This window comes from Scrofimicrobium sp. R131 (assembly GCF_040256745.1).
GTDB classification, from domain to species: Bacteria; Actinomycetota; Actinomycetes; order Actinomycetales; family Actinomycetaceae; genus Scrofimicrobium; species Scrofimicrobium appendicitidis.
Window position 1 is genome coordinate 1,751,186 of the sequence record NZ_CP138335.1, and the last position, 24,796, is coordinate 1,775,981.

Annotated in this window: 20 protein-coding genes and 1 pseudogene; 11 read left to right on the forward strand and 10 right to left on the reverse strand. The window is 63.1% G+C overall.

From position 1 onward, the window contains the following. Positions 1–44: 44 nt before the first annotated feature. The 3 genes and pseudogenes from SAC06_RS08065 to SAC06_RS08075 all read right to left on the reverse strand — a co-directional run. Positions 45–359 (reverse strand): annotated as a pseudogene (locus tag SAC06_RS08065) (urease subunit beta); the annotation flags it as partial. 49 nt (positions 360–408) lie between these two features. Beyond that, positions 409–1,263: a hypothetical protein gene (locus tag SAC06_RS08070; RefSeq protein WP_350257786.1), complete on the reverse strand. Its 855-nt coding sequence runs from the start codon at positions 1,261–1,263 to the stop codon at positions 409–411. A gap of 3 nt (positions 1,264–1,266) precedes the next feature. After that, on the reverse strand, positions 1,267–1,572 hold the full coding sequence (locus SAC06_RS08075) for an urease subunit gamma (protein WP_350257787.1): 306 nt from the start codon (positions 1,570–1,572) through the stop codon (positions 1,267–1,269). A gap of 223 nt (positions 1,573–1,795) precedes the next feature. On the opposite strand from SAC06_RS08075, the gene SAC06_RS08080 reads away from it, so the two are divergent. The 6 genes from SAC06_RS08080 (at position 1,796) to SAC06_RS08105 (ending at position 8,497) form a co-directional block, all read left to right on the forward strand. Further along, positions 1,796–3,190 carry an MFS transporter gene (locus SAC06_RS08080; RefSeq protein ID WP_350257788.1) on the forward strand — a complete coding sequence of 465 codons (1,395 nt, stop codon included), beginning with the start codon at positions 1,796–1,798 and terminating at the stop codon, positions 3,188–3,190. Between the two features lie 781 nt (positions 3,191–3,971). After that, positions 3,972–4,193 carry a peptidoglycan-binding domain-containing protein gene (locus tag SAC06_RS08085; protein WP_350257789.1) on the forward strand — a complete coding sequence of 74 codons (222 nt, stop codon included), beginning with the start codon at positions 3,972–3,974 and terminating at the stop codon, positions 4,191–4,193. 236 nt (positions 4,194–4,429) lie between these two features. Further along, positions 4,430–5,290, forward strand: a complete 861-nt coding sequence (locus SAC06_RS08090) for a hypothetical protein (protein WP_350257790.1) — start codon at positions 4,430–4,432, stop codon at positions 5,288–5,290. Between the two features lie 67 nt (positions 5,291–5,357). After that, complete coding sequence (locus SAC06_RS08095) at positions 5,358–6,359, forward strand: hypothetical protein (protein WP_350257791.1); 1,002 nt, start codon at positions 5,358–5,360, stop codon at positions 6,357–6,359. Between the two features lie 212 nt (positions 6,360–6,571). Then, positions 6,572–7,435, forward strand: coding sequence for a hypothetical protein (locus SAC06_RS08100; protein ID WP_350257792.1), 864 nt, complete (start codon positions 6,572–6,574; stop codon positions 7,433–7,435). Positions 7,436–7,504: 69 nt separating this feature from the next. Beyond that, positions 7,505–8,497: a hypothetical protein gene (locus tag SAC06_RS08105; RefSeq protein WP_350257793.1), complete on the forward strand. Its 993-nt coding sequence runs from the start codon at positions 7,505–7,507 to the stop codon at positions 8,495–8,497. 642 nt (positions 8,498–9,139) lie between these two features. On the opposite strand, the gene SAC06_RS08110 is transcribed toward SAC06_RS08105, so the two are convergent. From SAC06_RS08110 to SAC06_RS08130, 5 genes are all read right to left on the reverse strand, one after another. Then, a complete protein-coding gene (locus SAC06_RS08110; RefSeq protein ID WP_350257794.1) occupies positions 9,140–10,048 on the reverse strand; it encodes a TatD family hydrolase in 909 nt (302 codons plus the stop codon). Positions 10,049–10,090: 42 nt separating this feature from the next. Then, on the reverse strand, positions 10,091–11,683 hold the full coding sequence (gene guaA, locus SAC06_RS08115; protein WP_412766218.1) for a glutamine-hydrolyzing GMP synthase: 1,593 nt from the start codon (positions 11,681–11,683) through the stop codon (positions 10,091–10,093). 4 nt (positions 11,684–11,687) lie between these two features. Next, positions 11,688–13,421 (reverse strand): ABC transporter ATP-binding protein, encoded by a 1,734-nt coding sequence (locus SAC06_RS08120; protein WP_412766238.1) that lies wholly within the window; start codon positions 13,419–13,421, stop codon positions 11,688–11,690. After that, positions 13,421–15,370: an ABC transporter ATP-binding protein gene (locus SAC06_RS08125; RefSeq protein ID WP_350257797.1), complete on the reverse strand. Its 1,950-nt coding sequence runs from the start codon at positions 15,368–15,370 to the stop codon at positions 13,421–13,423. Before SAC06_RS08125 ends, SAC06_RS08120 begins: the two co-directional genes overlap by 1 nt. A 211-nt stretch (positions 15,371–15,581) precedes the next feature. Continuing rightward, the gene (locus SAC06_RS08130; protein ID WP_350257798.1) at positions 15,582–16,307 is read right to left on the reverse strand and encodes a neutral zinc metallopeptidase; all 726 of its coding nucleotides are present in this window, start codon (positions 16,305–16,307) and stop codon (positions 15,582–15,584) included. A gap of 198 nt (positions 16,308–16,505) precedes the next feature. On the opposite strand from SAC06_RS08130, the gene pta reads away from it, so the two are divergent. From pta to SAC06_RS08150, 4 genes are read left to right on the forward strand one after another with little or no spacing between them, the layout of a single operon-like run. Next, a complete protein-coding gene (gene pta, locus SAC06_RS08135; RefSeq protein WP_350257799.1) occupies positions 16,506–18,035 on the forward strand; it encodes a phosphate acetyltransferase in 1,530 nt (509 codons plus the stop codon). After that, positions 18,035–19,216 (forward strand): acetate kinase, encoded by a 1,182-nt coding sequence (locus SAC06_RS08140; protein ID WP_350257800.1) that lies wholly within the window; start codon positions 18,035–18,037, stop codon positions 19,214–19,216. The genes pta and SAC06_RS08140 overlap by 1 nt, the downstream gene beginning before the upstream one ends. A gap of 2 nt (positions 19,217–19,218) precedes the next feature. After that, on the forward strand, positions 19,219–21,090 hold the full coding sequence (locus SAC06_RS08145; RefSeq protein ID WP_350257801.1) for an NAD(+) synthase: 1,872 nt from the start codon (positions 19,219–19,221) through the stop codon (positions 21,088–21,090). Position 21,091: 1 nt separating this feature from the next. Next, on the forward strand, positions 21,092–21,427 hold the full coding sequence (locus SAC06_RS08150; protein ID WP_350257802.1) for a hypothetical protein: 336 nt from the start codon (positions 21,092–21,094) through the stop codon (positions 21,425–21,427). Here the strand turns inward: SAC06_RS08150 and SAC06_RS08155 are convergent. Together SAC06_RS08155 and SAC06_RS08160 are read right to left on the reverse strand one after the other, a co-directional pair. Further along, entirely contained in the window at positions 21,424–22,812 is a 1,389-nt protein-coding gene (locus SAC06_RS08155; RefSeq protein ID WP_350257803.1) for a class II fumarate hydratase, read from the reverse strand. The two genes, SAC06_RS08150 and SAC06_RS08155, sit on opposite strands and share 4 nt — an antisense overlap. Then, a complete protein-coding gene (locus SAC06_RS08160) occupies positions 22,809–23,960 on the reverse strand; it encodes a GuaB3 family IMP dehydrogenase-related protein (protein ID WP_350259180.1) in 1,152 nt (383 codons plus the stop codon). Before SAC06_RS08160 ends, SAC06_RS08155 begins: the two co-directional genes overlap by 4 nt. Before the next feature lie 126 nt (positions 23,961–24,086). Between SAC06_RS08160 and SAC06_RS08165 the strand changes: the two genes are divergently transcribed. Then, positions 24,087–24,707, forward strand: coding sequence for an SGNH/GDSL hydrolase family protein (locus SAC06_RS08165; RefSeq protein WP_350257804.1), 621 nt, complete (start codon positions 24,087–24,089; stop codon positions 24,705–24,707). The last annotated feature ends 89 nt before the right edge of the window (positions 24,708–24,796 follow it).

The window sequence follows — 24,796 nt, forward strand, 5'->3', positions numbered from 1 at the left end:
TCTTCCTCCATCTTGCGCAGCGCCCGGATCTTGGTCTGCTCGGCGTCCAAGCCACCGTTGACCAGGTCGTTGAACCCGTAGAGGCGGCGGGCCCCATTGAAGTCCACCACGGTTACCTCTTTGGTTTCGCCCGGCTCGAAGCGGACCCCCGAACCGGCGGGGATGTCCAGGTGGCGGCCGTAGGCCTGCTCCCGGTCAAAGTAAAGGGCCCGGTTCACCTCGAAAAAGTGAAAATGCGATCCAACCTGGACCGGACGGTCCCCGTTGTTCGTCACGCGGAACGTGGCCGAGACCCGGCCCGCATTGATCTCAATATGCTCCCCATCCGGGTGCACGTAGGTGGGTTTGTGTGTCGTCATTGAATTTGCCTTTCCTCCGGGGCCGGCCCCTCATTTGGCCCCAATCAAGCTAGTGGTGGTGATGCCCGTGCGTGTGGGTATGCGTGTGCGGATGAGAATGCGTGTGCGAGTGGGGGTGCTCGTGCCCCTGGCTTTCCTCAAATGCGTGAGAGTGGGCGTAACCGTGATCGTGATCGGCCATCAGGCCGCTTTCGATTCCGCTCTCACCGTGAGACAGCAGATGCAGGGCCTCTTCCACCCTGCCCTTGAGGATGCGGGAGATCCCGCCCTGAGCCATCAGTGGACCGGCGAAGATGATCCCCTCGGCCAATCCCTCCGGGGCGTCGGCGGTGAAACCGGCGAACACCAGCGCACTCTTGGGCCGACCAAGCAGTGCCTGCTCGTCCGCCACCCGATTTATCTCTTCTACCTGTCCGATTACCGGCACGGCCACCTCGAGGCCGCCGTGCGTCTTCACCAGGTAAACCACCCGGTGCAGTTCGGCTTCGTCGAACGGGTTCGACACCGGGGCCGCAACCAGCAAGACGGCGTCCGGGTTGGCCTTGGCCACCTCGTTCGCCGTGGTGCGCAGCCACGCTCCCAGCAGGCCCACGTCGCTGAACGGCTCGGACAGTGCGAGTCGATCCGGCGCCTTCCGAGCCAACCACTTCAGTGTTTTGGCGGCGTCAGCCACCATGTTTGGGTTGCGCCCATAGGTCATGGGAACAACCACGACGCGCTCGCACTGGTCGAGCAGTCGTTCGGCACGAACGTGAAGGAACCGTCCGGGGGCAGTGGCCATCACCAGGTAGCCCTGTCCGGCCATTTCCTCCTGAAAGGCTTGCGCAATCGGAACTAGATCCGCCCCGTTGTCACTTTCGTGTCCTCCAACCAGGAGTACACCCACTTCGTGCCGGTCACTCACCGTCTACTCCCCCACCGGATCGTGGCACGACACCAGTTTCGTCCCGTCGGGGAATGTGGTCTCAATCTGGAGCAATGGGATCTGCTCGCGAACCCCGGGAAGACATTGTGATGACGTCACCACCGTTTTCCCCAGTTCCATACATTCGGCCACGCTTTTGCCGTCGCGCGCCGCTTCCATGATGGCTTCGGCGATCAGCGCCTCGGCCTCGCTTGTGTTCAGCTTGGTGCCCCGATCCCGGCGCCTACGCGCCAGTTCAGCCACCTGATAAATGATGAGCTTATCTATCTCTCTGGGTGTGAGATTCATGCTGTCCCTGCCTTTACTTATCGTTCACGAGGCGGTCGCCGCTCCTTGATTATGACCCCGTTGGAGCCGGTGCGCAACAAGGAGTTGGCGCCGGCCTAACCACTCGTCCAGACAAACTGTTGACTTACGAAAGTTCATTATGAAGGTAGGGATTATGGCGCAATACCGGTCGCGAGCGGCCGCGCCCCTCAGTAAGGTAGCAGTGCCGATAGGAGGTGGGCAGATGGCAAGCACGCCCGGACCCAAAGCGACCAGACCGGCCCTGAAGTGGCTGATTGTCGCCTGCGTCTTTTCCCAGTTCATTCACACTGTCTACGGGTCAGTGGTGAATATCGCTCTGCCTGAAATCTCATCTCAGCTGCACGCCGGCATTGCCTCGCTGCAGTGGGTGGTTTCCGCCTACGTCCTGGCCCTCGCCTCCCTCCTGATCTTTGCGGGGACCCTAGCCGATCGTTTTGGTCGCAAAAGAGTTCTCATCATCGGAAACCTGATCATGATTGGGGGTGCGGTTATTTCCGCCCTCGCCCCCTCGGTGATGATCTTGACGCTGGGCCGGTTCACCCAGGGAATTGGGTCGGCCCTAATGGCACCGGCCGGCCTCTCGATCCTCTCGGTGGCGGCACCAAATTCCAACCGACGGGCCTTGGAGGTGGTCTGGTGGACCGCCGTTGGAACCGTCACCCTGGCGGCCGGTCCCATCCTCGGCGGGCTCCTGATGCAACAGTTTGGCTGGCGCTCCCTGTTTTGGGCGGGTATCCCCCTGGGATTGGTGGCCATCGCGTTGGCTTCGTTCATCGTGACCGAGTCGAAGGATCCTGAGCCGCAACCATTCGACCTGGCCGGATTGGTGCTGCTGACCTTGTTCCTGGCCGGGCTGGCCTTCCTCATGTTCGAGGGAGCCACATTGGGGTGGACCTCCGCACCGGTGCTGGCAGCCGGGGCGGTGGTGGTGATTGTGGCGGTCACGTTCCACCCGGTCGAGAAGGACCATCCGGCTCCGGTCGTCCCAACCAGGCTGTTGAAGAATGCCCAGTTCACCAAGGCCTTGGCGACGGCGGTCCTCGGTTTTCTCACCCTGGCAGGCCTGTTGTTCCTAAACACCTTTTACCTGCAGTCGGCTCGTGGCCTGTCCGCCTGGGTGGCCGGCCTGATGACCCTGCCCCTAGCCCTGGGGGCCACCGGGACCGCGCTGATATCGGGCCGCCTGGTGGTCGAGGGGAAGTCGCGCCTGATTCTTCGAGCGGCCGGAGTGCTGACGCTGGTCGGGGCCCTAAGCCTGTGGGCCACCCAGGGACTGAGCGTTTGGTGGACAGTTCTTCCCTACTTGCTGTTTGGGGCTGGGTTTGGCTTCATTGCCGACCCAATCTCGGTTACGGCCCTCGAATCATTGCCGGCCGAGGAAGCCAGCCTCGCCTCCAGCTTTATTTCCACTTCAAAGCAGGTCGGGCAGATGCTCGGGGTCGGAGGGGTGGGACTCTTGCTTGGGGCCCATGGTTCGCACGCTCAGTTGTTCCACCAACACGGATGGTGGGCTTGGCTGCTCCTGGCCGCGGGAGGACTGGGTATCTTCCTGCTGAACTGGGAGGGACGCCCAGCGCAACCTCAAGGCGCGCGTTAAGCTGGGGAGGACAGCGGCAGTGCTGGTCCGGCTTGGACCCACGCTGGCCGGCGGCACGACACAGGGCTGATGACTGTTCGGGATTCCTAATGGTTCAGGTCAGCCGCTGGCACACTGGTGGATACCTGAACCTACTTGGTCAACACCCGAGCTGTTTATCCCGAACGTCGGATCCAGGGGCAGGTCAAGCAGGCCGATCCCCTCTGAGCCCCCACCGCACCTTCGCCAGCCCCCACTTCGAGAGCAGAGACCATCACTTGCCAGCCGGAGCCATCAGCTGCAAGACCATCGTCGGCTGGGCCCGATCTGCACGACCCGGCGAGATTTCTCATTAAATTCAAACTTGTATACTTTTGTCAATTTTCTGCATTTGTGCAGGTCAGGGCCTTGTTTTTAGCAGTTGAGTGAAGTCTAGGCCGGTGTATGTAATTTTTGCTCTTGTATTTACTGGCGTTTAGGGGCAGGGTGGAGGGCAGCTCCTAAATGGGGCTGGTGATTGGACGCATAAAGTCGTGTGGCCATCACCTATGTTTGAACCGATTGGATAGGAGGCTTGGAGCAGATGAAAAAACTACTAGTGAGCGTGGCGGGAGCCGTGCTTTGTGTTGGAGGCGCAGCGCTGCCAGCGATGGCAGCTGACCCAGGTGACTCGGGTGTGGCACCTGCATCTTTGGTGAAGTGCAATACTTCGGCATTGAAGTATCTGCTGAACAATCAACAGGCAAGGGTGCCAGCCAACACTGGATCTGACTGGGTGGACTGTTGGCTGGAGGTGGATCAGGTGAACTACAGTACAGCGGTCTACTACCTGCAGTTGAACGGACTCAACGGCGGCGAGCACATGGGAGTCACTGCCGACGGGTACTACGGACCCGATACTGCGGCAGCAGTTGCGCAGGTGCAGTATGACCGGGGCCTGGCGGTTGACGGCATTTATGGATACCACACGGGTTATGCAATGTACTGGAAGTCGGTGAGTGGCTCCATTTCGAAGTGGTTGTGAAGCAGTTGGTGGGGCCACCGGTTCCCGGTGGCCCCACCATTCTGTTTGGGTACCAGTGTGGTTTGCGAACGGGTAACGTTGGGGGTTTTGCTGTGGGTAATCGTATAGGGATGGGCGTTGTTGGTGTTCTAGTGGCGGTGTTGGTTGGGGCGTGTTCGCCTGTGGTTGAGGGAGACAGTCCAGTAAGTGGGGGCCAATCAGCGGATCAGTCGGTCCCGGACAATGGTGATTCGCTCATGTCAGGCGACTCAACCAAGGACACATCTGACACTGGTGCTGGGTCTGGTGCTGGGGTGGTGGTGAAGGATCGTGCTTCCTGGAGTTTGCCGATCGACCCCTACTTCAGCGTCGACTTCAGTGACTATCAGATGAACGCAAAGCAGTGGTTGGTGCGCGACTGCATGGCCGTGGATGGTTGGGATTACCGGGTTGGTGTTGATGCGTCGGCACCACTGGCAGAGACCAAGTCTGCATCTGGGGCTCGGTTGTTCACTCCAGAACTTGCAGCCAAGTACGGATACCGGATGGCTCCCGAACCGCGCCTTCCGCTTGAGGCCGAAAAGGTCGCAAAGGGGGGCGGCCTGTACCTAGATGCACCACCGGAGTTCGACCAAAAATTGGATGAGTGCTTAAGCCAGGGACGCGAGGAGTTGAAGCAGGCGGGAGCTCCCGAAGAGCGATCAGAGACTGAGCAGGCGCTTTCTGGTGGCTACAACGTGCTGTTCAGTACTGCAGTGACAGATGAGGTGCACCAGGCGGCCACAAGGTGGCGTGAGTGTATGGCGCCACTTGGAATTGTTGACCTGCCTGAAGAGCCCTGGACAGCGGGTTCAATGTATCTGCCGCCGTCACTGATGAGCGCGTGGGGGTGGACTTCAAGTTTTGGGAAACCCTCAGCTGACGAGGTCAGGATCGCTGTTCATGATGCTAACTGTCGGGAGACCTCAGGGTGGTCTGAAGCATTGTATGAGTCTCAGTGGGACCTGGCCGAAAAGTTCGTTGAAGATAACAAGCCCGCCCTCGACGCACTACTGCAGCAACACAATGAGTACATCAAGAAGTACCAACAGATCATCGCCGACCACCAAAACAAATAACCCACCAACCCAACCCATGCAGAACCGTGTCCAGAGAATGACGCACTAGTATCCAAGGAGAGACACTATGAGTAACCGGGCAAGCATTGTTGTGGTTGGCGCTTTGATCGTGGTCTCGGTTGGGGCGTGTTCGCCTGTGGTTGAGGGAGACAGTCCAGTAAGTGGGAGCCAGTCCGTAGATCAGTCGACCCCGGACAATGGTGATTCGCCCATGTCCGGTGGCTCCACCGAGACTGACGCTGGTGCTGGGTCTAATGCTGGGGTGGTGGTGAAGGATCGTGCTTCCTGGAGTCTTCCGATCGACCCCTACTTCAGCGTAGATCTCAGTGACTATCAGATGAACGCAAAGCAGTGGTTGGTGCGCGACTGCATGGCCGTGGATGGTTGGGATTACCGGGTTGGTGTTGATGCGTCGGCTCCATTGGCAGAGACTACGTCTGTGTCTGGGGCTCGGTTGTTCACTCCTGAACTTGCAGCCAAGTACGGATACCGACGGGCCCCCGACCCACGCTCCCCACTGGACAACGAGATAGCAGCGATGGGGGGCGGCGGGCTCTATTCCGAAGAACCACCAGAGTTCGATCAAAAATTGGATGAGTGCTTAAGCCAGGGGCGCGAGGAGTTGAAGCGGGCGGGAGCTCCTGATGAGCCATCTGAGACTGAGCAGGCGGTTTCTGGTGGGTACAACGTTTTGTTTCGAGATGCGATAACAGATGAGGTGCACCAGGCAGCAGCTCGGTGGCACACCTGTATGGCGCCACTTGGAATTGTTGACCTGCCTGAAGAGCCATGGACAGCCGGCGCCATGTCGATGCCGCCGTCACTGATGAACGCGTGGGGGTGGACTTCAAGTTTTGGGAAACCCTCAGCCGACGAGGTCAGGATCGCCGTGCATGATGCTAACTGTCGGGAGACCTCAGGATGGTCTGAAGCATTGTATGAGTCCCAGTGGGACCTGGCCGAAAAGTTCGTTGAAGACAACAAGCCCGCACTCGACGCACTGCTCCAGCAACACAATGAGTACATCAAAAAGTACCAACAGATCATCGCCGACCACCAAAACAAATAACCCACCAACCCAACCCATGCAGAACCGTGTCCAGACAATGATCGCGCTAGCTACCAAGGAGAGACACTATGAGTAACCGGGCAAGCATTGTTGTGGTTGGCGCCTTGATCATGCTCTTGGTGGGGGCTTGTTCGCCTGTTGTCGATGGAGACATTCCAACAAGTGGGAGCCAGTCCGTAGATCAGTCGACCCCGGACAATGGTGATTTGCCCATGTCCGAGGATCCAACCAAGGACACATCTGACGCTGGTTCTGGGCCTGGTGCTGGGGTGGTGGTGAAGGATCGTGCTTCCTGGAGTCTTCCGATCGACCCCTACTTCAGCGTCGATTTCAGTGACTATCGGAGTGAGGCCGAGCAGTGGTTGGTGCATGAATGCATGGCAGTAGATGGTTGGAACTACCGGGTGACCGTTGATGCGTCGGCACCATTGGCAGAGACTACGTCTGTGTCTGGGGCTCGGTTGTTCACTCCTGAACTTGCAGCCAAGTACGGATACCGCCGGGCCCCTGATCCACGCTACCCACTTGAGAACGAGATAGCAGCGATGGGGGGCGGCGGGCTCTATTCCGAAGAACCACCAGAGTTCGATCAAAAATTGTATGAGTGCGTCGGTCATGCGCGGGATGAGTTGAAGCAGGCGGGAGTTCCTGAAGAGCCATCTGAGACTGAGCAGGCGGTTTCTGGTGGGTACAACGTGCTGTTCAGTACTGCAGTGACAGATGAGGTGCACCAGGCGGCAGCTCGGTGGCACACCTGTATGGCGCCACTTGGAATTGTTGACCTGCCTGAAGAGCCATGGACAGCCGGCTCAATGTCGATGCCGCCATCACTGATGAGCGCGTGGGGGTGGACCCCACGTTTTGGGAAACCCTCAGCCGACGAGATCAGGATCGCCGTGCACGACGCTAACTGTCGCGAAACATCAGGGTGGTCTGAAGCATTGTATGAGTCCCAGTGGAACCTGGCCGAAAAGTTCGTTGAAGACAACAAGCCCGCCCTCGACGCACTACTGCAGCAACACAACAAGTACATCAAAAAGTACCAACAGATCATCGCCGACCACCAAAACAAATAACCCACCCAACCCAGACCATGCAGAACCGTGTCCAGACAATGATCGCGCTAGCTACCAAGGAGAGACACTATGAGTAACCGTGTAGGCATTGCCGTTGTTGGTGTTCTAGTGGCCGTGTTGGTTGGGGCGTGTTCGCCTGTTGTCGATGGAGACATTCCAACAAGTGGGAGCCAATCAGCGGATCAGTCGGTCCCAAACAAGGGTGATGTGCCCATGTCCGGTGGCTCCACCGGAGGTGACGCTGACGCTGGTGCTGGGGTGGTGGTGAAGGATCGTGCTTCTTGGAGTTTGCCGATCGACCCCTACTTCAGCGTCGACTTCAGCAACTATCAAATGGAAGCTGAAAAGTGGTTGATGCGCGACTGCATGGCCGAAGGTGGTTGGGATTACCGGGTGACCGTTGATGCGTCGGCACCATTGACAGAGACCAAGTCTGCGTCTGGGGCTCGGTTGTTCACTCCTGAACTTGCAGCCAAGTACGGATACCGCCGGGCCCCCGACCCACGCTACCCACTAGAAGACGAGATAGAAGCCAAAGAAGGCGGCTTGGATAGTGATCAACCACAAGGGTTCCTCGATAGGCGGGAGGTGTGTTTTGATCAGGTTCGAGAAGAGTTGAAGCAGGCGGGAGCTCCCGAAGAGCGATCAGAGACTGAGCAGGCGGTTTCTGGTGGGTACAACGTTTTGTTTCGAGATGCGATAACAGATGAGGTGCACCAGGCAGCAGCTCGGTGGCGTGAGTGTATGGCGCCACTTGGAATTGTTGACCTGCCTGAAGAGCCATGGACAGCCGGCGCCATGTCGATGCCGCCGTCACTGATGAGCGCGTGGGGGTGGACCTCAAGTTTTGGGAAACCCTCAGCTGACGAGGTCAGAATAGCCGTGCACGACGCCAACTGTCGCGAAACATCAGGGTGGTCTGAAGCATTGTATGAGTCCCAGTGGGACCTGGCCGAAAAGTTCGTTGAAGACAACAAGCCCGCCCTCGACGCACTGCTCCAGCAACACAATGAGTACATCAAAAAGTACCAACAGATCATCGCCGACCACCAAAACAAATAACCCACCCACACAGACCAATCGTTCCCGGCAGTAGTCACACCCAAGACCACCGAATTGAAGGGACATTTTGTCCTCGGTAATCGGGCCCGCAATATCGCTGTTGACACCTAGGGTGAGCTGGGGGTGCAGGCCAAGCATTGCAACTTCGGCGGTACTGATACCTGGCCAGCGAGCACGGTATGCCGGCAGTTGATGTTGAACTATTCCTTCCAGTTCACGGGAGAGGGATCGACTTTCAGGGATTTCCAATTTGGCTGTTTGCCCCGCAGGTTAATGCTGCGATTGCGAGGCGAGGGCTTCTCCCAGGGTGTTGTCCGTCGTGGGTGCCTCGCCAACACGTACTAATCTCACCGGGCCGGCTTCCTCAACCAAGATTGTGCATCACGGTGCGCAGTGCTGTGCCACTGGATCGCACTCGCAGATGGGACTGTCAACTTCCTGACCGGATAGCCCCCTGCGAAAACCCCCGAGTTCCAGCCGCCTGGAGGGGCACATCAATGGCCCCACCCAAGCAATATCTGCCAGCACCGAAGCACATTTGTCCTCTCTGCGCCTTGGGAACTATCCGTCAACTCTGGCAAATCTAGGCCCACCGGCACCGCAGCAGTCAGCCAACCGCGCACCACCAGCCGCAGTTGGGTCCTACCAGTCTCCGTAGACGCGCCGCGTATTCTCATTGAGCTGTTTGGCAGCCTCGGCAGGGCTCACTTCCCACAGGTCAGCCAAGTAACGGACGGTGTGCGCCATCACGTAGGAAGCATTTGGGCACCCCCGATAGGGAGCGGGGGCCAAATAGGGCGCGTCCGTCTCCACCAACACCAACTCTCGCGGCATGGCTCCGAACGCCTCTCGCAGTTCCCCGTTGGCCGGGTAGGTGATCGGCCCAGCAAAAGAGGCGTACCAGCCCCGCTCAGCCAGGACGCGGGCCATCTGCGCATCACCCGAAAAGCAGTGGAAGACAGCGGTTACCTGGCGCCACGCTGGGTCCCCCAACAGTTCCAGTGTGTCCCGGTGTGCTTCGCGGTCGTGGATCTGGACCGGAAGGTCCCGGGCGCGGGCCATCTCCAAATGCGCACGGAAAGACTCCTTCTGCGCTTCCCGGCCGGGCTCGGCCGTCCGGAAGTAGTCCAGTCCGGTCTCCCCCACCGCCACCACTTCGGGTTCACCCAGGAGTGCCGCCACCCGTTCCAGCGCCACAATCAGCGGGACGTGATGTTCCTGCTGTTCATGCTGGTAGCCGTCCGGGGAGGGCTCCAAGTTCCCAGCATGAAGAGCTGCCTCGTTGGGGTGGATGGCCAGGGCAGCCCGAACCTGCGGGTGAGCTCGGGCAATCTCAACCGTAGGGGTCAGGGCGGGAAGTTCACAGCCAGAGCTGATCAGTCCCCTCACCCCTGCTTGTTCGGCCCGTTCCAACTGTTCAGACAAACTGAGCTTGACCCCATCAACCTTGGGGATTTCACCCTCGTGCACCGGCAGGTGCGTGTGATTGTCGATAACAGGGACCGGAAGGGCCTCCCCTAGCGGGGGCCATTGCCGCGTACGTTTCGCCATGATGACGATCCTATCGCCGCTAGGCGCCCGCAACCACCGCGGTTACTCCCATTCGATGGTCCCCGGCGGCTTCGAAGTGACGTCCAGGACGACCCGATTCACCTCCGGGACAGAGTTGGTAATCCGCGTGGAAATCTTTGCCAGCAGGTCCGTTGGGATCCTAGCCCAGTCTGCCGTCATCGCGTCCTCAGACACCACCGGCCGCAGCACAATTGGGTGACCGTAGGTTCGCCCATCACCCTGCACCCCGACGGAACGAACATCGGCCAGCAGCACCACCGGGCATTGCCAGATCTCCTGATCCAGTCCCGCCTCGGTGAGTTCTTCCCGCACGATCAAGTCGGCCGCTCGCAGGATGTCAAGGCGTTCACGGGTCAACTCGCCCACGACCCGAATTCCCAATCCCGGGCCGGGGAACGGCTGCCGGTTCACAATCTTGTCGGCCAGACCTAGCTCGCGCCCAATGGCCCTAACCTCATCTTTGAACAGTTCGCGCAGCGGCTCTACCAGCTCAAACTGAAGGTCGTCGGGCAGGCCCCCCACGTTGTGATGGCTCTTAATATTGGCGGTGCCTTCGCCCCCGCCGGACTCCACTACGTCCGGGTACAGGGTTCCCTGGGTCAAAAACTCGATCTTCTGCCCGGAAGCAGCCGCTTCTTCGGTCAGTTTCCGGGCGGCATCCTCGAAGCTACGGATGAACTCGCGCCCAATGATTTTGCGCTTGTCCTCGGGGTCTTTCACCCCGGCCAGGGCCGTCAGGAAGCGTTCGGATTCGTCCACCGAAACTACCTTGATTCCCATGTTGGCGGCGTAGTCCTGCTCAACCTGCTGGCGCTCGCCGGAGCGCAGCAACCCGTGGTCCACGAAGATGCAGGTGAGCTGGTCACCGACAGCCCGGTGCACAAGAGCGGCCGCCACCGAAGAGTCGACCCCGCCGGACAGTCCGCAAATTACCTGTGCGGAGCCAACCTGGTCCCGAATCTGATCGACCAGACGATCCACAATCGAGGAGGGGACCCAGTCGGGGGTCAAGCCCGCCCCGCGGATCAGGAAGTTCTCAATCAGCTGTTGGCCGTACTCGGAGTGCAACACCTCCGGGTGCCACTGCACCCCGTAGTAGCGCCGCGCGGGATCTTCAAACGCGGCGATCGGGGTCTGGTCAGTTGAGGCGGTGACGACGAACCCGTCCGGGACCTGCGAAACCGCATCCCCGTGGCTCATCCAGACCACCTGCCGGTTGGGCGTGCCTTCCAATAGGACCGACGGTTCCCCCGTGAAGCTCAGTTCCGTTCGTCCGTATTCGCGCTGACCGGAATTTTCCACCGCTCCCCCCAGGGCCTGAGCCATGGTTTGGAAGCCGTAGCAAATCCCTAGGATCGGCACGTCCAGGGTGAAGATGTCCGGGTTCACGTTCGGGGAGCCCTTCTCCCACACGGAAGAGGGCCCCCCGGACAGAATAATGGCGGCGGGATTCTTGGCGGCGATCTGCCCTGCGGTCCACGTATGCGGAACGATCTCAGAGTAGACGTGCGCTTCGCGGACGCGCCGGGCAATCAGCTGGGCCGTTTGGGCGCCAAAATCGATGACTAGCACTGGGTGTTGAGGTGAGGTTTCCACCCGTTTAGGGTACCGCATCGCTCTATTCGTTTTGCCAAGAGCTCCACAGTTTGGCGTATTCTCCGCCCAATCTCACCAGTTCATCGTGGGTTCCCAACTCGGCTAGGCGCCCGTCCACCATCACGGCGACCCGGTCGGCGGCATGAGCGGTGTGAAGCCGGTGAGCCACCGCGATCACGGTCCGCCCCGACATCACCTGCCCCAGTCCGCGTTCCAGGGTTCGCGCGGCCCCGGGGTCCATCAGAGAGGTCGCCTCGTCCAGCACCAGCACCGTCGGATCCTGCAGCACGATCCGTGCCAGGGCCAACTGTTGGGACTGACCCGGACTGAGTTCCTTCCCGCCCGTGCCGACCTTGGTCTCCAACCCGTCGGGAAGCTGCTCCACCCAGGGGGAAGCCCCCACCGTGTCCAGCGCCGCCTTCAACTCCTCGTCACTGGCGTCCGCCTTGGCCAGTCGCAGGTTGTCCGCCACCGTCCCACCGAACACGTGGTGTTCCTGTGAAACGAAGGCGACCTCGCGCTGTAGGCGTTCCTCGGTCAGGTCTACCAACTCCACCCCACCCAAGCGAACCGAGCCCGCTTCGGGCGGGTGAATCCCCGCCACCAGTCGTCCCAGGGTGGACTTTCCCGCCCCGGACGGACCCACCAGGGCCAGCACCTCACCGGGAGCCAAATCCAAGCTCACACCGTGCAGGACGGGCGAACCGGACCGGTAGGAGTAGTGCACCTCGTCGACATCCAACTTGTCAGTCTCGGGGACCTCCCCACTGGGGTGGCGGTCGGGTTCGACCAACTGAACCCCAAAGATCCGCCCCAGCGCCGCCTGCGCCGACTGCAACTCGTCGACCCAGAACGTCATTTCCCACACGGGCCCGCGCACCTGGTAGCAGTACAGCGCCACCGTGGTGATCTGCCCGGCAGTCACCAGCCCCACCGGATAGAGGTAGGCCCCCAAAATGATGGTGGCCCCCACCGGCAAGAACACTGCCAGCACCAGACCGGTCCACATCACGAGGCGCTGCCACGCGGTGTACCGCTCCAGGCGCCAGACTGCCCTAATCGCCTCGTCCAAGCGCCGATCCCGCAGGGGACGGAGCCGAGCCGCGTCGACAATCTCGGCCTGGTCCAGCGACTCGGTGATCACCCCGGACATGTTCGCCCACGCGGTAGCGCTGGCCCGGTAGGCCGGCACGGTCCGCGGCAGATACCAGCGCATAGTCAGGTAGATCAGCGGAATCGGAATAATCAGGGTCAGCGACAGCAGTGGCGAGGTCAGCACCGAAGCCACCACGGTAACCACGATGGTGGTCACCACCGCCATGATGGCGCTAATCCCCTGGCGCACCATGAACTGAATCCGCTCGATGTCGTGGGTGGAGCGGCCCAACAGGTCGCCGGTACCGGCCTCCTCCACCACGGAGAGGGGCAGGTGGGTGATGGTTTCTACCAGTTCCTCGCGCAGTTGGGCGAACACGGTCTCCCCCAGCACCCGGGCCCGGCGTTCCGCGTTGAAGGTCAAAACGGCACCAAACGCCACGATGACCAGCGCCACGCCAATCAGCCAGAGCAAGGTTCGCATCTGTGTACCCGACTGGATGCGGTCGATAATGTCGCCGGTCAGCCAGGGCAGAGCGGCCGTGGTGGAGGCGGCCGCCACCTGCAGGATCACCACCAGGGTGAGCTGCCAGCGATGGTGCCCCATCAGGCCGGCAACGCCGCGCCAAAGCTCGCGATTGGTTGCAACGGGTAGCTTCATCATGCTCCGCTCACCTCCCGAGAAATAATCTGACGGTACTGGTCGGCTGCCTGTCCGGAGCCTTCCCAGAGTTGTTCGTGGGTACCTTCGCCCAGTTCCTTGCCGTCCTGATCCAAGACGACCACCCGGTCGGAGGCGGCCAGGAGCAGCGGCGAGGTGGTCACCACCACCGTGGTTCGACCCGACCGAACCTGCCGGAGTCGAGCCGCGATTTGCGACTCGGTGTGCGCATCCACCGCCGAGGTGGGTTCCACCAGCACCAGGATCGGGGTTTTCGCGTAGAGGGCGCGGGCCAGGGCGACTCGCTGACGCTGACCACCAGAAATGTTCCGGCCTTTCTCGGTCAGCTCGCCAGCCAGGCCCCAGTCCATTGAGGCCTCCACATCGGTGGCGGCTGCCGCCCAAATGGCCTGGTCCAACCTGGGGGTGCGGTCCACCGGTTCGGGTTGGAACAGAGTGTCTTCCTCACGCGCAAAGTTCTCCACGTGCTCGCGGTAGACCAGTTCGGTCACCCCGCGCAGGGGGAACTCGGGCGCGTCAGCCCCCAGGATGGCGGACTGTAGGCTCTCGCGGAACAGCTGCGGGGAGGACTCACTCAGGTAGATTCCCTGGCGCACCGTCTCAAGCGGATAGGCGCGCAGGTCCACCCCGTCCAGCGAGACGGCGCTTTCATCTTCGTCACTGATTCGGGCGAGGCGGCGCGCCACTTCGGCGGCCCGCTCGGGTGAGGAACTAACCAGTGCGGTGAGCTGGCCCGGAGGGACGCTCACCCCGGAGGACCGATCGCGCAGGTCGGCTTCCAGCCACTGGGGCTCGGGCAGGGTCGGATCAACCTGCTCGTCGTTCACTTCCGGCTCGGTGGCGTAGGCGGCGGCCAACTTCTTGGCCCCCACCCATCCGCGCGTCCAGTGCTGCACAATGGCGCTGGCGGTGCCAATCGGCATCCGCATGTAGAGGGCGTAGCCGTAGAAGGCCACCAGGTTTCCTGCGTTGAGCTGGCCGTGGGAGACCAGGTATGCGCCGTAGCCAATCACGGCTGCGATCAGCAACTGCGGGGTAGAGTTACGCAGCACCACCAGGGCCGCCTGATTGGAGGCAGCCGCCACTCCGGCCGCCCGGACCTTCTGCGACTGGGCGCGGTAGCGCTCGTTGTAGACCGCCTCGCCGCCGATTCCGCGCAGAACGCGCAGTCCGGCGACCGCGTCGGTGGAGATCCCGGTCAGCTTGCCCTGCTCTTCTCGCTGAATGGCGAGCTTGTCCTGCAGGGGACGAGCCAGCAGGGTCACCAGAGCGATGGCGGCGGGCACGCCCAACGCCACCACCCATCCCAGCGGAACGGACACGCGGAACATGATCACCACGACCACGATGGCCGCGGCCAGGTTCGAGATCAGTTCGGGCAGCCAGACGAAGGCTCCGCCCAGGTGATCGGAGTCGTTCACCATCGCGGTGACGACCTCCCCCGCGGGCGTATCGGACTTCGCGGCTCGACCGGCCCGGGAAACCCGGCGCCCGACCGCCCAGGTGGCGATCATGGAGCCACCCATCCAGGTGGCGATCCCACTGAGCTGGCCAATCCCCTCGGCCGCCGAAATCAGGACGATCAGCAGCACGAACCATAGTGCCTGCCCGCGGGTGTACGCGTCGAAGCCGCCTTCGATCAGGCCGTTGATCATGGTCCCCATCAGGTACGGCACCAGCGCCCCACCAACCGAGCTGACGGTCATCAGCAGGGTCTGCAGGGCAATTGGGCGCCAGGCGAGGCGCAGTAGTCGTCGAATAAAGGTAAACGGTTTGGCAGAGAGCTCCGGCGGAGTCCCCTGCGGGGTGCGCAGCGACTTGCTCCAGCGGCGCGGGGTTTTCCCCAAAGGCGGAAGCGTCACATTCATCTGCTCCGCCCGGTCACGCAGGAAGCCAGTGTAGCTGCGGGTATTGTCGTAGGCTTCCATTTTTCCTTCCTGGTTGATGGGCAGCACAAATAGCCGCCCTGAGGGCGATGGTTGGGGTGGAATGCTGGCGGTTCACCCTATCAGGCATTTGCGCAGGTCGGCGCCTTATGCCCAGCAGATGCTCAGCGGTTGCCCGGTGAGGCCAGATTTGACTTTGAGGGAGAGCTCAGGATTTCCCTCGAAGCCATCGGGTTGCGAACCGCCTGACGGCTCAGTCCGCACCGGTGAAATCGCAGACGCCAGGCCCCTGGGTGCGGCCCTGCTCCAGCCAGTGTTGGCGCTCACCTGAAAGGGCGAATGACTCCGGGGTGACCCCGAGCTCACTCTGGGTGAATGCGGTGCCCGCGCTGGCCGCTGCCTTCCGCGCTGCCTGGAGCCGGCGATCGGTCACCGGAAGCAGGTACCGATCCGGCCCGGTGGAAGCCTCGGCTATCCACGCCCCCGCATAGCAGTCCGCCCGCAGCTCCGCCACGTCACTGGGTCCGGCCAGGAAGTGACCCCACTCGTGGGCCAGGACGTACATTTGGGCGAGCTGCCCGGTCGGATAGTCCTCACGCAGGGTGGCCAGGAAATTACCATCCAGATAGATGGTCTGATCCGCGGGACAGTAGAAGGGTCCGGTGGCGGCCGAGGCGACCCCGCAGGGCGAGTCGGTCGCCTGGCGGAACACCACCAGTCCGGGGCTCTGATGCTCACCCAACTGCGCTTGCCAGTAGGCGTCCAGCACGCCGGCAGCTTCGAACATTCGGCACCGGTCGTCCCCGTCCGGATCGCACGGGCTTTCGTCAGCTTGGGCCACCGCGGCCCCGTTCATCTGGGTGTCTCCGGTGCGCTGCATCGCCCAGGACTGCAGGGCCACAAACCCGACCACGAGCGCCAGCAGGGCCAGGGCACCCAGAGCCAGGGCAACGTTTCGCTGCGATGTCTGGGTTGTCATGGCGCCCCTTTGTGTCTTCCCGATAGTGACATGTTAGCGCCAACCAGGGTCGATGGTTCAGCTATCACGTGGGGAAACCCTCACGGCCGGCCCCCCAACTCCAATGGTGAGGCGACTACGATGGGAACTGACCTCTGCAACATACGGTAAAAACCAACGTTTCGAGGCACGCCTCGGAGCCGGAGTAAGGAACATACAGTGTCGTCCCGAATTTTGGTCATGGGCACGGGGAGCTCCCCGCTAAATACGCAACTAGTTCACGAAATCTCTCAGCTGCTGGCCGCCCATTCACAGTCGACGGGTGGTCAAACTTTTAGCGAACTGGATGCCTTTGCCGGCCTCAAGTTCACCCGGGTGATCGCCGACCCGAACCAGGCCCTGGCCGAGGTGGCCGTGTCCATCCGCTCCAACTCCTCGGACACGGTCCTGATCAAGGGCGTGGACGGGGTGCCCGCCCCCAGCTTCGACGTCACCGGCTGGAACCTGGACGTGGCCGCCAACACGGGTGCACAGGTGTTGGCCCTGATCGACGGCACCGGAATGAATGCAGAGTTGATCGAGGCGGAAGCGGCTGAGTTCGGTCGCCGCGCCGCCCGCCACCACGCAACCGTTGGGGGCCTGGTCGTCTCCGGGGCCCGTGGACTGGACTTCCAGCTGGGCGGGATCCCCGCAATTGAGCCGCCGCTGAGCTCGGAGAAACTGGCCGAGGTGACCGGAGCCGACCCGAGCGTGGTCACCCCCCTCATGTTCCAGGGCGACCTGCTGGCTCGGGCCAGCGCCAACCGGAAGACGATTGTGCTGCCCGAACCGGAGGACGACCGGGTTTTGCGGGCCACCGCCGAGCTGCTGGCCGCGCAGGTGGCCAACATTGTTCTGGTGGGCGAAGCCGGCGCCGTGCAGGCCCGGGCCGACCAGCTGGGCCTCGACATTTCGGGGGCCCGGATCGTCTCACCCCACCAGCCGGACCTGGTCGAGAAGTACGCGGCCGAGTTTGCGCGGCTGCGGGCCAAGAAAGGGGTCACGCTGGAGCAGGCTCGCGCTAAAGTCCAGGACGTCACCTACTTCGCCACCATGATGGTGCAGCTGGGCGATGCGGACGGCATGGTTTCCGGCGCCATCCACACCACGGCCGACACGATCGTGCCCGCCTTCCAGATCATCAAGACCGCCCCGGGCGTCTCCCTGGTCTCCTCCGCGTTCCTGATGCTGCTGTCCGACCGGGTGCTGGTGATGGGTGACTGCGCGGTCAACCCGAATCCCACCCCGGATCAGCTGGCTGAAATCGCCGTTTCCACCGCTCAGACCGCCCGCCAGTTCGGACTGGAACCGCGGGTGGCTTTGCTGTCGTACTCCACCGGTAGCTCCGGAGCCGGAGCGGACGTGGAAGCCGTCACCGCCGCCACCGCCCGGGTGCGCGAGCTGGCCCCCGACCTGCCGGTGGAGGGCCCAATCCAGTACGACGCCGCGGTGGACCCGGTCGTGGGCCAAGCCAAAGCCCCCAACTCACCGGTCGCCGGCCAGGCCAACGTCCTGATTTTCCCGAACCTGAACGCGGGAAACATCGGCTACAAGGCGGTCCAGCGCAGCGCCAACGCGGTGGCCGTCGGCCCGATCCTGCAGGGCCTGCGCCGCCCGGTCAATGACCTCTCCCGCGGCGCCCTCGTGGAAGACATCGTCAACACCGTTGCTATCACCGCCGTCCAGGCTCAAGCAGAAGGACAGAACTAATGCCCCAGACCATCCTTGTCATCAACTCTGGCTCCTCCTCGATCAAGTACCAGCTGGTTGACCCCTCGATCGGCGTGGCCATGGCGTCGGGCCTGGTCGAACGGATCGGCGAGGAAATGAGCACCATTCACCACCGGTACTCCCTCAAAGAGGTGACGATCAACGAGCCGGTCCCCAACCACGAGGCCGCCCTCCAGCAGGTGCTGGATCTGTTCGAGGAGATTGGCCCCCAGTTTGAGGAGGCCCACATTGTCGGGATCGGCCACCGGATCGTCCAGGGCGGGCGCTACTTCTCTGGCCCCACGCTGATCGACGACCGGGTCAAGCGCCTAATTGGCGAGCTGTCCTCCCTGGCTCCGCTGCACAACCCGCCCGCGCTGAAGGGCATCGAGGTTTGCCAGAAGCTCCTGCCGGGCATCCCCAACGTGGCGGTGTTCGACACGGCGTTCTTCCAGAAGCTGCCCAACTCCTCGGCGCTGTACGCCCTGGATCGGGACGTGGCGGAGCGCTACTCCATCCGGCGCTACGGCGCCCACGGCACCTCCCACCAGTACGTTTCGACGCGGGTCACCCAGGTGTTGGGCGACAAGGAGCTGAAGCAGATCGTGCTGCACCTGGGCAACGGCGCTTCCGCCTCGGCCATCGTGTCGGGGCGCGCGGTGGACACCTCCATGGGTCTGACCCCGCTGGAGGGCCTGGTGATGGGGACCCGCACCGGCGATATTGACCCGGCGGTCGTGTTCCACCTGCAGCGGGTCGCCAACATGAGCGTGTCCGAGGTCGACAACCTCTTCAACAAGAAGTCGGGCCTGCGCGGCCTGGCCGGCGACAACGACATGCGAGCCGTCCGCGAGATGGCCCGCTCGGGCAACCCGCGGGCCCGGGAGGCGCTGGAAATCTACATCAACCGCCTGGTCAAGTACATCGGTGGCTACGCTGCCGAAATGGGCGGCGTCGACGTGATCACGTTTACCGCCGGGATCGGCGAGAACGACATCGACCTGCGCCGGGAAGTCTGCCAGCGCCTGGAGTTCTTCGGCGTCATCCTGGATGAGGAAGCCAACAACACCCGCCCGCGGGAGGCCACGACCATTTCGCGCCGCGACTCCTCGGTCCGGGTGATGGTCGTTCCCACCAATGAAGAGCTTGCGATCGCCACGCAGGCCATGACGCTGGTGTAGCCGTGAGCCTGTACCAGCACGGGTTCGTCCGGGTGGCCGCGGCTTCGATTCCGGTCCACCTGGCTCGGCCGCAGGCGACAGCGCGCGAGGTGGTGGCGGCTGCCCAGCAGGCCCACCTGGCGGGCGCGGCCGTGGTGGCATTCCCCGCCCTCACCCTGACCGGGGTGAGCGCGGGCGACCTGTTCCACCAGCGGGTCCTGTTGGACGAGGTGGAGCAAGCCCTGGAGGCGGTGCGTGCGGCCAGCTCCGAGTTGCGCCCGCTCCTGGCCGTGGGCGCGCCCCTATTGGTCGACGGCCGGGTCGCGGACTGCCTGGTGTGGATTCAGCGGGGGCAGATCCTGGGGGTGAGCCCCAACCAGACGCCGCCGGCGGACTCGGTCCACCTGTTCTCCACCGAGGCGAATCTGGATCCGGCCCTGCCTCCGGCGCTCGGCGCGGCCCCGGTGGGCGCGTTGGAGTTTGAGTTCACCGACGTCCCCGGCCTGCGCGTCGGGGCCGTGTTGGGGCAGGCCCAATTGGAAACCACCCCGGCGGGGCCGGCCACCGTCTGGCTCTACCCCGGCTGGGAATCCGTCCGGGTCGACTCGTACCGCCGCCGGGTGGACCGGCTGCGGGCCGCCTCGGAACTGTCCGGGTCGGCACTGGTCTCGGTCCAACCCGGCTTCGGGGAGTCGACCAACGAGGGCGCCTGGGATGGCAGCGCCGTCATCGTTGAACACGGTCAGGTGCTGGCCGAGGGCACCCGCTGGCAGCGCAGCTCTCAGCTCACCTACGCGGACATTGACGTGGAGGCGCTGGGTCAACTGCGGGCCCGTCGGAGCCCGGCCACCCACTCCGAGGCTTGGAGTCAGGAGCCCGACCTGGTGGTGGAGACGACGCTCGGCCCCCTGCCGGACGCGGAGCTGGCGCGGGACATCCCCCGGTTCCCGTTCCGGGTGGACGAGCCGGAGGAAGTCATCCAAATTCAGGTGGCGGCCCTGGTGCGCCGGATGACCTCAATTGGGACGCCAAAACTGATCCTGGGCGTGTCCGGGGGGTTGGATTCAACCCTGGCGCTGCTGGTTTGCTGCGAGGCCATGGACCAGTTGGGTCGGCCGCGGGCGGACATTCTGGCGTACACCATGCCCGGGTTTGGCACCTCCAGCTCGACCAGGCAAAACGCCGAGGTGCTGAGCCGGACTCTGGGAGTCAGCTTCAGCGAGCTGGACATTCGGCCGACCGCGCAGGCCATGCTGGCGGAGCTGGGCCACCCGGTGGCGAGCGGCACCGAACAGTACGACGTTACGTTTGAGAACGTGCAGGCCGGGCTGCGAACCGACTACCTGTTCCGACTGGCCAATCTGCACGGGGGCCTGGTGGTGGGCACCGGGGACCTGTCCGAGCTGGCCCTGGGTTGGTGCACCTACGGGGTGGGCGACCAGATGAGCCACTACGGCGTGAACGCGGGCATCCCGAAGACTGTGATTCAGCAGGTGCTGGCCGCCCGTGCGACCGGTGAACTGGCCGAGGTGCTCGAGGCGATTTTGGCTACGGAGATTTCGCCGGAACTCATTCCCGGTCAAACCACCGAGTCGCTGATCGGCCCGTACGAGCTGCAGGACTTCACCCTGTCCTACCTGCTGCGATTCGGCTTTGGCCCGGACAAAATCTCCTACCTGGCCCAGCGGGCCTGGGGTGAGAAGTACTCCGCCGAGCAGATCGAGCACTGGCTCGGAGTCTTTTTCCGCCGGTTCTTCGCGAACCAGTTCAAGCGGGAGGCGGGACCCGACGGCCCGGCGGTAATGCCGGCTGGCTCACTGTCGCCCCGGGCCGGGTGGCGGATGCCGTCCGACGCGTCCTCTGAGGCTTGGCTGCAACTGTTGGAGGGACGCTAGCGTGTTTTGGGGGTTGCTGGCTACGGCCCTGTTCGCTTGGTTTGCCGGCCTGTTCGGCGTCTGGGCGTGGCGGGCGAAGGACGGCCAGATTCCGTTTGGGTCCCCGGTGGGTCTGCGCGGTGACGCCGTTCGCGCCAACGAGCAAAAATGGGACCGGGCGCACCGAGCGGCGGCCCCCTTCGTGGGGACCGCCGCCGTAATCTGCCTGCTGCAGGCTGGCGGCTCCGCCTGGTCCGCCCTGATCAGGGATACCACCTACCTGGTGCTGCAACTAGGCACCGCGCTGGTGCTGATTGCCCTGCTCCTGGTGTTGGCCCAGCGGAGCGCCACCCGCTAGTTCTGTCCGGTCATGGTCGTCACGTCCAGGGCCCGATCCAGGTCGGCCTCGGTGATCTCACCACGGGCCACAAATCCCAGATCAACCGCGGCTTCGCGCACGGTCAGGTTCTCCTTCACCGAATGCTTGGCAATCTTGGCTGCGTTCTCATAGCCAATCAGCCGGTTCAACGGGGTGACAATCGAAGGTGAGGACTGGGCGTAGCGCAGGCACTGCTCCCGGTTCGCCTCAATTCCGTCCACGCACCGGGTGGCCAAAGTCTGGCTGACCCGACCCAAAATGTTGATCGACTGCAGCAGGTTGGCTCCCATCACCGGGAGCATCACCAGCAGATCGAAGTTGCCCTGGGAGCCGGCGAACATGATGGCCGCGTCGTTGCCGATCACCTGGGCTGCCACCTGAATGGTGGCTTCCGGCAGGACCGGGTTCACCTTGCCGGGCATGATCGAGGAGCCCGGTTGCAGGTCGGGCAGCGCGATCTCACCGATCCCGGTTCGGGGACCCGAACCCATCCAGCGCAGGTCGTTGGCAATCTTGACCAGGGAGACCGCGACCGTCCGCAGCTGACCTGACAGTTCAACCAGGGAGTCCTGCGCGGCCTGGGCCTCAAAGTGGTTGTGCGCCTCGACAAATGGCAGGCCCATGTGCTGGGCAATCAGCTCGATCACCCGGGCAGAGAAGCCCGCCGGCGTGTTGATTCCGGTGCCGACGGCGGTTCCGCCCAGCGGCAGCTCCGCCAGGCGCGGCAGGGCTGCCCGCACCCGGTCCATCCCGTACGCCACCTGCTGGGCGTAGCCGGAGAACTCTTGCCCCAGGGTAATCGGGGTGGCGTCCATCAGGTGGGTTCGCCCGGACTTGACCACTTCGGCAAACTCGACCGACTTGGCCGCCAGCGAATCGTGCAGCACCTGAAGCCCGGGCAGCAGCACCTCTTCCACCGCCTGGTAGGCGGCAATGTGGATCGAGGAGGGGAAGACGTCGTTGGAGGACTGGGAGGCGTTCACGTGGTCGTTGGGGTGGACCGGGCTACCCAACCGTTCGCTGGCCAGGTGCGCGACCACCTCGTTCGTGTTCATGTTCGAGGAGGTGCCCGAGCCGGTCTGGAAAATGTCAATCGGGAACTGGTCGTCGTGGTCACCCGCGATCACCTCGTCAGCGGCCGACACAATCGCCTGCGACACCTCCGGCCCGATCACCCCGAGTTCGGCATTGGCCAGCGCGGCGGCGCGCTTGATCTGTCCGAGGGCGGCAATGTGATGCGGGTTCAGGGTCTGGCCGGAAATGGGGAAATTCTCCACCGCGCGCTGAGTTTGGGCGGCGTACAGGGCATCTTTGGGTACGCGCACCTCACCCATGGTGTCGTGCTCAATCCGGTATTCGGTCATATTTGTTCCTTTCGGTGGGGGTCTTCGCTGCCGTGATAGGGGCTGACGACCACTTCAACTCGCTGGAGGTCTTTCACTTCGGAGTAGCCGGTCGAAGCCATGGTTCGTTTCAGGGCTCCGACAAAGTTCAGGGACCCGTCCGCCCGGTCGGAGGGGCCGTAGAGGATCTCTTTCATGGTTCCGACCGTGCCGACGTGGGCGCGGTGGCCCCGGGGCAGCTGCGGGTGGGTCGCCTCCGACCCCCAGTGCCAGCCGCGTCCGGGCGCCTCTTCCGCCCGAGCCAGGGCCGCGCCCAGCATAACCGCGTCCGCCCCGCAGGCAATCGCCTTGATCATGTTGCCGGAGTCGCCCACCGAACCGTCCGCAATCACGTGCACGTAGCGCCCGCCAGTCTCATCCATGTAGTCGCGCCGAGCGGCCGCAATGTCCGCAATGGCGGTGGCCATCGGCGCGTGAATGCCCAGCGACTGGCGCGTAGTCCGCGCCGCCCCGCCGCCGAACCCCACCAGGATCCCGGCGGCGCCGGTCCGCATCAGGTGCAGAGCCGCCGTGTAGGTGGTCACCCCGCCCACGATCACGGGCACGTCCAACTCGTAAATGAACCGCTTGAGGTTCAGGGCCTCACGCAATGAAGAGACGTGCTCAGCCGAGACCACGGTCCCGCGGATGACCAGCAGGTCCACCCCCGCCTCGACCACGGTTCGCCAGTGCTGCAGCACCCGCTGGGGCGACAGGCGCCCGGAGACTACCACGCCGGCGGCGCGGATTTCCTGCAGGCGCTGGTAGATAAGTTCGTCTTGAATGGGAGCCTGGTAGATCTGCTGCAGCCGGACCGCAGCTTCCCGTTCCGGCAGCAGGGCTACCTCGGCCAGCAGCGGTTCCGGATCGGCGTAGCGGGTCCAGAGTCCGTCCAGGTCCAGCACGCCGATGCCGCCCAACTGGCCAAACTCGATTGCGGTCCGGGGGCTCATCACCGAGTCCATCGGCGCCGCCAGGAGGGGAATGTCCACGTGGTAGGCATCTATTTGCCAGGAGACGCTGACGTCTTCCGGGTCGCGGGTGCGCCGGGCCGGCACCAGAGCAATGTCATCAAGCGAGTACGCGCGGCGGCCCCGTTTGCCGCGGCCAATTTCGACCTCAACCATGATCCCAGTCTAGTGGTAGAGCCGACAGGTGCAGGGCGGCGGAGCAGATTGCGCTCAGGGGCACCTCGGAACCGGGACTCGCCTAGTAAACTGTAACCGCAACTGATCCAACTGGAAGAGGACCCCGCCATGACGCGACCAACCCTGGTCTTCCTTGGAGACTCCATCACCGCCGCCAACCGGCAGGACCCAGATCTCGATTTGCCCCTGGGGGACGGCTTCGTCTCAATGATTGCCGAGGATGTGGCCGGGACCGGGGTCGAGGTGGTGAACCTCGGGGTCAACGGGGATCGGGCGCGGAACCTGGCCGCCCAGGTGGAACAGGTCCGGGCGGTCGACAATCCGCTGATGGCCACGGTTTACGTCGGGGTCAACGACACCTGGCGTCGCTTCGATTCCGGCCAGGTAACCCCCGACTCCGACTTCATGCGCGATCTGATGGACGCCATCGACGGCCTGCGCGCGGTCGGTTTTGAGAAGGTGCTGCTGCTGGGACCGTTCCTGCTGCCCCTGGATGAGGAGCAGGCCGAAATGGTCGATGACCTGGAGCACCGGATTGAACTGATCCGGCAGGTGGCCGAGGTCACGGACACTCCCCTGATTGAGTTGCTGCCCGTGTTCGAGGCGGCCACCGCTCAGCACGAGCGGGGCGACCTGGCCCCGGACGGGGTGCACCCCAGCCGGCTGGGACACGAGTTGATCCGGGACGCCTGGTGGGACGGGGTGGGACAGGACGGACTGGTCCCCTGACCCGGAAGCAAACCCCAATTTTGGCCCGAGGTTTGCACCGGTTGGTGGCCGCGGGAAGAACACTTGTCGGAGGGGCAGGCACAATAGGA

Bases quoted from the DNA above. Each gene is read 5' to 3' on its own strand.
- SAC06_RS08075 (WP_350257787.1), bottom strand. From the start codon at position 1,572: ATGAATCTCACACCCAGAGAGATAGATAAGCTCATCATTTATCAGGTG.
- SAC06_RS08080 (WP_350257788.1), top strand. From the start codon at position 1,796: ATGGCAAGCACGCCCGGACCCAAAGCGACCAGACCGGCCCTGAAGTGG.
- SAC06_RS08090 (WP_350257790.1), top strand. From the start codon at position 4,430: ATGTCAGGCGACTCAACCAAGGACACATCTGACACTGGTGCTGGGTCT.
- SAC06_RS08095 (WP_350257791.1), top strand. From the start codon at position 5,358: ATGAGTAACCGGGCAAGCATTGTTGTGGTTGGCGCTTTGATCGTGGTC.
- SAC06_RS08100 (WP_350257792.1), top strand. From the start codon at position 6,572: ATGTCCGAGGATCCAACCAAGGACACATCTGACGCTGGTTCTGGGCCT.
- SAC06_RS08105 (WP_350257793.1), top strand. From the start codon at position 7,505: ATGAGTAACCGTGTAGGCATTGCCGTTGTTGGTGTTCTAGTGGCCGTG.
- SAC06_RS08110 (WP_350257794.1), bottom strand. From the start codon at position 10,048: ATGGCGAAACGTACGCGGCAATGGCCCCCGCTAGGGGAGGCCCTTCCG.
- guaA (WP_412766218.1), bottom strand. From the start codon at position 11,683: ATGCGGTACCCTAAACGGGTGGAAACCTCACCTCAACACCCAGTGCTA.
- SAC06_RS08120 (WP_412766238.1), bottom strand. From the start codon at position 13,421: ATGAAGCTACCCGTTGCAACCAATCGCGAGCTTTGGCGCGGCGTTGCC.
- SAC06_RS08125 (WP_350257797.1), bottom strand. From the start codon at position 15,370: ATGGAAGCCTACGACAATACCCGCAGCTACACTGGCTTCCTGCGTGAC.
- SAC06_RS08130 (WP_350257798.1), bottom strand. From the start codon at position 16,307: ATGACAACCCAGACATCGCAGCGAAACGTTGCCCTGGCTCTGGGTGCC.
- SAC06_RS08140 (WP_350257800.1), top strand. From the start codon at position 18,035: ATGCCCCAGACCATCCTTGTCATCAACTCTGGCTCCTCCTCGATCAAG.
- SAC06_RS08155 (WP_350257803.1), bottom strand. From the start codon at position 22,812: ATGACCGAATACCGGATTGAGCACGACACCATGGGTGAGGTGCGCGTA.
- SAC06_RS08165 (WP_350257804.1), top strand. From the start codon at position 24,087: ATGACGCGACCAACCCTGGTCTTCCTTGGAGACTCCATCACCGCCGCC.